Below are 6,888 nucleotides of genomic sequence, written 5' to 3'. Positions count from 1 at the left end.
CGCGACGGCCGTCGGGAACGGCAGGCACTGGTGCGACTGGAGCGTCGCGCAGCGACTGCAGGATCGTAGGCGGGGCTTTCAAGCCCCGACGCGGCGGCACGACGACATCAACATGCAATCGCCCTGGCGCCTGCCTCCCCGTGGAAGGCGTACGGAATCACTCGAGGCCGTGTCGAATTTGAGCGAACACGTCGTCCCCAGGAACGAGGTGTGCCACGCCTCGGCGGACTTCATCTGCCCGTCGCAACGCCTCCTCATTCCAGGCCTGCTCGACATCGCAGTCGCTTGAAGGCTCAAGGGACTCCAAGAGCGCTAACGCAAGTTGTGCTCGCTCAGACTCCGAAAGCTGGGTGGCGGCTTCCTTCAGTTCGTCACATGAAATCGACATGGGTCTCCGCCTCCGGCGTGCGCGGCAACTCGATGTCAGGATATGTTCAACGACGCGAAGAGGAGACGGCGGTTCAGATCATCATGAGATGACGGCTCAGAGCAACCGGCGGACGGCGGCCACCACCTGGGCCGCGCCCGGCAGCACGAACTTCTCCAGCGGCGGGCTGAACGGCATCGGGACGTCGTGGGCGGCCACGCGGATGACCGGGCCGTCCAGCTCGTCAAACAGCTCCTCGCCGATCTGCGCCGCAAGCTCTGCACCGACCCCGCCCGTCCGTACCGCCTCGTGGGCCACCACCACCCGGTGCGTCTTCCGCACCGAGGTGGCAATCGTGTCCCAGTCGAGCGGGCGCAGGCTGCGCAGGTCGACGACCTCGGCCGAGATGCCGGCCTCGGCAAGCTGCGCGGCGGCATCCAGGCACCGATACACCATCTGCGAGTAGCTGAGGATCGTCACGTCCGTGCCCGAGCGGCGGACGGCCGCCACGCCGAGCGGCACGATGTGCTCGCCGTCCGGCACCTCGCCGCGCATCTTGAACAGCGACTTGTGCTCGAAGTAGAGGACCGGATCGTCGTCGCGGATGGCGCTCTTGAGCAGCCCCTTGGCATCGGCCGGCGTGCTCGGCACCACCAGTTTGACGCCCGGGGTGTGCAACAGCCACGCTTCGACGCTGGCCGAGTGGTGGCCGGCCGCCGAGTTGATCGCGCCGTCCGGCATCCGCAGCACCATCGGCACGCAGCACTGCCCGCCGAACATGTAGCGAGCCTTGGCCGCCTGGGACACGACCTCGTCCATCGCCGTGGTGATGAAGTCCGCGAAGTGCATGTCCACCACCGGCCGCGCGCCGCACAGCGCCGCGCCGACCGCCGCCCCGACGATGGCCGTCTCGGAGATCGGCGTATCGAGCACGCGGTGGACGCCGAACTCTTCGGGGAGGCCCTTGAACTGCCCGAAGACGCCGCCCTGGAGCGCCATGTCCTCGCCGATCGCGAAGACCAGCGGATCGCGCCGCATCTCCTCCTGCATCGCGGCAATGGTCGCCTCGGTGAAGGTCATGTCGGTCATGGTCGGACGCCGCCAGGCAGCGGCGTCGCGTAGAGGTCTTCGAGCGCAGCCTCGGGCTCCGGGAGGGGGCTCTCCCGCCCGAACTGCACCGCTGCCGCCAGCTCGGCCTCGACCTCGTCCTTGAGGCGGGCCAGCCCGGCCTCGTCGAGCCGCCCCTCGGCCAGCAGCCGCCACTCCAGCCGCTGGATCGGGTCGTTGGCGCGCTGGGCCTGGACCTCGGCAGCGTCGCGGTACACTTGCGGATCGCCCACGAAGTGCCCGCGCATCCGGTACGTCTTGGCCTCGATCAGGACCGGGCCGCCGCCGTTTCGGACTCGCTCGACCCAGGCGCTGACAGCGGTGTAGACGGCCAGCACGTCGTTGCCGTCCACCACCACACCGGGCATCCCGTAGCCGGCCGCCCGATCTGCAACGTCCTCGATCTTCATCACCGACTTCACGGAGGTAGTCGAGGCCCACTGGTTGTTCTCGCAGAAGAAGATCACGGGCAAGTTCCAGACGGCGGCGAGGTTCATCGCCTCGTGGACGGGGCCGCGATTCGATGCGCCATCCCCGAAGAAGCAGAGGGCGATCTGATCCGATCCACGCAGCCGCGCCGCGATGGTCGCGCCGACAGCCAGGTTCGCGCCGCCGCCGACCACGCCGTTCGCCCCGAGCATCCCCACCGAGAAATCGGCGATGTGCATGCTGCCGCCCTTCCCCTTACAGGAGCCGGTGACCTTGGCGTACAGCTCGGCCATCATGCGGTCGAGCGGCGCGCCCTTGGCGACGCAGTGGCCGTGCCCACGATGGGTGCTGGTGATGTAGTCGTCGGTGCCGAGGGCGGCGCAGGCGCCGGCCGCGCAGGCCTCCTGCCCGATGGACAGGTGGATGAAGCCCGGCAGCTCACCGCCGAGATACAGCTCCTCGGCCCGCTCCTCGAAGCGCCGAATCCGCTGCATGGTCCGCAGCAATTCGATCTGGCGGGCCGGCTCGACGCGCGCGCGATCAGCGAGCGTCGCCGTCCATCATCGCGCGCAGCTTGCTGAGCCACTCCCGAGCGAGGCGTCGCCCGTTCGGCAGCCGGTCGTCTCGATTCCACCGCCACGTGGTAACCATCGCCAGCACGAGCGCCCGGCATTGGCGCAGGAGCGCTCGGTCAGTATTCGGGTACTGCCTGCCCACCTCTTCGGGCGCATGCGCGATGTCGAACTCGACCGGCCCTCGGCAACACGTCTCGAAGTCGATGAACAGGAGCCCATCCTTCGTGCTGAGCACGTTGCCGGGATGCGGCTCGCCGTGCAGGAGCTGCTCGGGAGCACCACGGTCCTGGATCTGGCGGCTCATGGTTCGCAGCGTGTCGCCGAGGAATGCGCGGTCGGCATCGGAGAGGCCAGGCGTCCGGCTGCGGTCCGCGACGAGCGACCGTGCCTGCGCGACTCGGTCCGTGACGTGCGGCGTCGCCATGTCGACCTGCCGCATCCCAGCGTGCAGCCGCCTGAGGGCGTCTGCGTACTCGGCAGGCGCGATTTCCAGGGCGGACACAGGTTCGTGGTAGGTCCAGAACGTGACTGCGAAGCCGTCACGCACGTAGACCCGTGGCTCCACCCGTGGGTCAAGGGCGACGACGGGGCTTCCCGTTGCTGCAAGCTGCTGCACAAGCTCGACTTCGAACGCGGCCACCTGCTCGCCAACCCGGGCAACCCGCGCAACGGTGTCACAGGGCAACAGGCGCAGGGTGAGCTTGTCCGAGTCCTGCAATACGACCACGTCGTCGGCCCGCAAGCCACACGCTGACGCACTCGCGATAGCCGCCCGAGCTGCGCTCCGAGCGTGTGGCGTCAGCACAGCGCCCCTCCCAGGTCGTGAGGCACACGCACAAGAGGCACACGCACAAGCGGGCGACGAGATCGCCTCAGAGATCGCGCAGTATGCGCCGCCCGCGCGGTCGGCTCGGCGAGTCTACTGTGGCCCGGACCCGTCACCCTGGTCTGGGACGGGCGTCGTGAATGGCTCAACCGGGCCTGCCGTGGCAGCGGAGCGTGCCTCACCGACCGTCTCCAGCATCGGAGCCTCCGTCACCCATACGCACCGTCAAGCCCCACGCATGGCCTGGAATGTGAAGGTCACGAGGCTGCTCCTAAAGTATCCCCGCTGGTGGCCCGCCGCGACGAAATGCGACGCGCCCAGGCCGGAGCATGCCGAAACGGGGCCGCCCCGACCAGTGTGGACTGGTCAAGGCGGCCCCGTTCCTCTCGATCTTCTTGCCGGGGGTCAGTCGCGCGGGCTGAACGGCTCCAGCGGCATCGTGCGCTTGCCGGTCCCCAGCACGAACAGGTAGTGGCTCATCGGGTAGAAGCCGGTGTGCACCACCTCGTCGTTCATGCCGAACACGAAGACGTTCTGGAAGTAGCGGCTGGTGGCAGCCACCAGCCGCTCGGCGGTGTACAGGTTGACGTGGCCGGCCTGGCTCTGCGGCGAGGCGTACGCCGAGGCCGTCTCGTTCGGCGTCCCGACGATGCACATCCCGTCTGGCCCGAGATTCGAGGTGATGGTACGGAAGTAGGCATCTTCCAGCTCGACCGGGATGTGCTCGATCACGTCGAGGCTGACCACCGCCCGGAACGTCCCGAAGCGCCGGCCCAGGAAGTCGGCCACCTCGAAGCGGCGGTTCGGCGCGCCGAAGCTCTTCTGCGCGATCTCGATGGCCGCGCGGTCGGCGTCCACGCCCAGGACGCGGTGGCCGCGCTCGGCCAGCATCAGCGCGCCGAAGCCCTCGCCACAGCCAAGCTCCAGCACGTCCACCGTCTCCAGCGGCGGCAGCAGCCGGGCGGCGAACTTGTAGCGGGACAGCACGAACAGCAGGTGCCGAGGCGCATTGAACAACTGATCCGCGAGGAACGGTCCGACGTTCAGCTCACGCTCGCGCATGCGGTCGCCGACGATGTGGCGTACCGCCTCCCAGGCATCGACGGCGGGTGAAACAGTCACGAGGCGCGCTCCTCTCAGGTACGGAAACCAGGATCTGGATGCGCCCGGGATGCACGCGGCATCCTGGATGCACGCGGCATCCTGACAGTCGGGCGCTCGCGCACACACACGGGGAATGCTCCCACTCGCCGGCGTCGTCCGCGATCTGCCCTAGCTAACGCCCGCCACGGTCGTTTTGGGTCGGCCCCAGTGGCCGTCAGCACGGTTGTCCGCCCCAGATCGGTACCCTGGTACCCCGGTTTTGGGCCTTTTCCGGGTACGCCGGGCCATTCCGCGACGAGTTTTGCCCAATTTCAGCGAAATGGACAGAAAAACCTAAACTTTTGGCCGTCACCGCCGATAGGGGTCATCCCGTTTACTTGTCGAGCACGGCGACAGTACCGCCGTACTGACACCGATGCTAGAAAGAGGGCCACGGGACATGATCAGGGTGCTTCTCGCAGACGATCACCAGCTGCTGCGGCAGGGTGTCCGCCGATTGCTCGAGGCCGAGCTGGACATTCAGGTTGTCGGCGAGGCCAGTGACGGTCTGGAAGTCCAGCGCATGGCGCAGGAGCTTCAGCCGGATGTCATCCTGATGGACGTGAGCATGGGCCTTGTGGACGGCATCTCCGCCACGCGCCAGCTGCTGCGCCAGTCCCCGTGGTTCAAAATCGTCATGCTGACCATGCACAGCCAGGACGGCCACCTTTTCCAGGCGCTCCAGGCTGGCGCGGTCGGGTACATCCTCAAGACCTCCGGCGCGGACCAGGTTGTCGGTGCGGTGCGCGCGGCGGCGGCCGGCGGCTCCGTCATCGCGCCATCGCTGGCTGGCAAGGTGCTCTCCGAGTTCCGCCGCATGGCGACCAAGCTCGAAGTCGAGGACGGCCTGGGCCAGCTCACCGAGACCGAGATGCAGATCCTGCAGCTGGTCGCCTCGGGCCGCTCCAACAAGGAGATCGCCACCAAAATGGTGCTGGCCGAGAGCACCGTCAAGAATCGGCTCTCCGTCCTCTTCCAGAAGATCAACGTGGCGGACCGCACCCAGGCGGCGATCTACGCCATCACCCACGGGCTCGCTCCGCTGGAGATGGCCGCCTCGGCTGGCTCCCAGAACTAGGTTCAGCACGGCGAAGGGTAGGAACGCCGCGATGACCAGTGCGATCGCACCGCAAGAGACCAGCGCCTCGGCCGGCGCCGCCTCGGCCAGCGCCGCCACGCCGGCGGCCGTCGCCGCGCGGATCCACGACGACATCCTTCAGTCGCTCGGCGTTGCCGTGCTGGGCGTCGATCTCGGGCGACGGCTCCACGAGCGCATGCGCTACGAGCAGGCCCTCTCCGAGCTGGAAGGCATCGTGGCGGCGCTCGAGCTGGCGATCGCCTCCACCGAACGGCTCCTGCCCGAGTTGCTGGCGATCCTGCCCGCCAGCCCGGCTCCCGCCACCGCGCGCCCCAGCCTCCGCGTCATGGCCCTTGACGCCGACGCCGACGACATCCCGACGGCCGGCCCCGAAGAGATCGTCACCACCATCTCGGCGTGTCTCGTGCAGGCGCGCCGCTGCCGTGGCCAGTACGACGCCGGGCTTGGCGAAGAGACCATGCGCGACCTTGAGCTGCTGCTCCAGCGGCTGGAGTTCGTCTCGGTGGCGTTCCGTGCTGTGATGAGCCAGCTCCGCGAGCTGGCGGCCACCCCCGCCCCGATCACCCGGCCCCGCATCGTCTCGCTGGTGCGCTCCGCCTGAGCCGTCCGTCCGCCGCTCGGCCCGGCTCGCTGTCAGAGACCGCGGTGTCGAGTCCTCAGGACGCCACGCAGCGCGGCGCGCGGAACCGCGCCAGGCCGTCCGGCTCGCGCTGCCAGTACGCCACGTACCCCCGTGCGCCCTCCCAGGTGGCCGCCTCCGTGCCGCAACGTGGACAGGCGATGCTGCCCTCCTCGCTGATCGGCTGCCAGTAGCCGGCCAGCAGATACGGCTTGCCGCAGCCGTCACAGGCATGCAGCTCCATGCGCTCGGCGTGCGACAGGCCGTGCTGCACGGCGATGGCCTCCCGCAGCACCAGCTCGTACAGGGACGGCCCACGCCGCGCCGGCTCCGAGGACATCGCGGGCGTCGAACGACGCGACCAGCGGGCCGGCTGGTGGGGCGGCTGGCGGTCAGGGGCTGCTCGGCGAGACGCGTTCCAGCGGCCGGGTGACGAAGTGGGCATGCTGCCCTCCAGGTCGAACCGTGCACACGACGCCCCAAAATGGGCGTCCAAACCGAGTCTACTCGTGAGAAGCTCGACGCTCCAGGGTTGATCTGCTAACCCGGGTAAACGATCCTCCGAGCGTTCACGGCCCGGTGCGAACGGCATTGCCTCACAGGGCGATTGCATGTTCATTGGTGTATCCGAAGCATCATGGAACGGGCGGTCGGGGACTGAAGTCCCCGCCTACCGTCATGCCGTCGCTGCGCGACGGCCGTCGGGAACGGCCGGCACTGGTG

At 68.4% G+C, this 6,888-nt stretch carries 8 protein-coding genes; 2 read left to right on the top strand and 6 right to left on the bottom strand.

Going from position 1 to position 6,888, the window contains the following annotated elements:
* Positions 1-157: 157 nt before the first annotated feature.
* The 5 genes from IT306_12390 to IT306_12370 form a co-directional block, all read right to left on the bottom strand.
* A complete protein-coding gene (locus IT306_12390; GenBank protein MCC7369218.1) occupies positions 158-388 on the bottom strand; it encodes an addiction module protein in 231 nt (76 codons plus the stop codon).
* 96 nt (positions 389-484) lie between these two features.
* On the bottom strand, positions 485-1,456 hold the full coding sequence (locus IT306_12385; protein ID MCC7369217.1) for an alpha-ketoacid dehydrogenase subunit beta: 972 nt from the start codon (positions 1,454-1,456) through the stop codon (positions 485-487).
* Positions 1,453-2,397, bottom strand: coding sequence for a thiamine pyrophosphate-dependent dehydrogenase E1 component subunit alpha (locus tag IT306_12380; GenBank protein MCC7369216.1), 945 nt, complete (start codon positions 2,395-2,397; stop codon positions 1,453-1,455). Before IT306_12380 ends, IT306_12385 begins: the two co-directional genes overlap by 4 nt.
* 46 nt (positions 2,398-2,443) lie before the next feature.
* Complete coding sequence (locus IT306_12375; GenBank protein ID MCC7369215.1) at positions 2,444-3,283, bottom strand: phosphotransferase; 840 nt, start codon at positions 3,281-3,283, stop codon at positions 2,444-2,446.
* Positions 3,284-3,709: 426 nt separating this feature from the next.
* Positions 3,710-4,366: a class I SAM-dependent methyltransferase gene (locus IT306_12370; protein ID MCC7369214.1), complete on the bottom strand. Its 657-nt coding sequence runs from the start codon at positions 4,364-4,366 to the stop codon at positions 3,710-3,712.
* Positions 4,367-4,847: 481 nt separating this feature from the next.
* Between IT306_12370 and IT306_12365 the strand changes: the two genes are divergently transcribed.
* Together IT306_12365 and IT306_12360 are read left to right on the top strand one after the other, a co-directional pair.
* The gene (locus IT306_12365; protein MCC7369213.1) at positions 4,848-5,525 is read left to right on the top strand and encodes a response regulator transcription factor; all 678 of its coding nucleotides are present in this window, start codon (positions 4,848-4,850) and stop codon (positions 5,523-5,525) included.
* Between the two features lie 31 nt (positions 5,526-5,556).
* Positions 5,557-6,147: a hypothetical protein gene (locus IT306_12360; protein ID MCC7369212.1), complete on the top strand. Its 591-nt coding sequence runs from the start codon at positions 5,557-5,559 to the stop codon at positions 6,145-6,147.
* Between the two features lie 55 nt (positions 6,148-6,202).
* On the opposite strand, the gene IT306_12355 is transcribed toward IT306_12360, so the two are convergent.
* Positions 6,203-6,610 carry a hypothetical protein gene (locus IT306_12355; protein ID MCC7369211.1) on the bottom strand — a complete coding sequence of 136 codons (408 nt, stop codon included), beginning with the start codon at positions 6,608-6,610 and terminating at the stop codon, positions 6,203-6,205.
* Positions 6,611-6,888: the final 278 nt, after the last annotated feature.

This window comes from Chloroflexota bacterium (assembly GCA_020850535.1).
Lineage (GTDB): Bacteria > Chloroflexota > UBA6077 > UBA6077 > JACCZL01 > JADZEM01.
This window is presented reverse-complemented; position numbering and strand designations above follow the sequence as displayed.

Excerpts from the sequence above, each read along its gene's own strand:
- IT306_12390 (MCC7369218.1), bottom strand. The coding sequence starts at position 388 with ATGTCGATTTCATGTGACGAACTGAAGGAAGCCGCCACCCAGCTTTCG.
- IT306_12365 (MCC7369213.1), top strand. The coding sequence starts at position 4,848 with ATGATCAGGGTGCTTCTCGCAGACGATCACCAGCTGCTGCGGCAGGGT.
- IT306_12360 (MCC7369212.1), top strand. The coding sequence starts at position 5,557 with ATGACCAGTGCGATCGCACCGCAAGAGACCAGCGCCTCGGCCGGCGCC.
- IT306_12355 (MCC7369211.1), bottom strand. The coding sequence starts at position 6,610 with ATGCCCACTTCGTCACCCGGCCGCTGGAACGCGTCTCGCCGAGCAGCC.
- IT306_12370 (MCC7369214.1), bottom strand. The coding sequence starts at position 4,366 with ATGCGCGAGCGTGAGCTGAACGTCGGACCGTTCCTCGCGGATCAGTTG.
- IT306_12380 (MCC7369216.1), bottom strand. The coding sequence starts at position 2,397 with ATGCAGCGGATTCGGCGCTTCGAGGAGCGGGCCGAGGAGCTGTATCTC.
- IT306_12385 (MCC7369217.1), bottom strand. The coding sequence starts at position 1,456 with ATGACCGACATGACCTTCACCGAGGCGACCATTGCCGCGATGCAGGAG.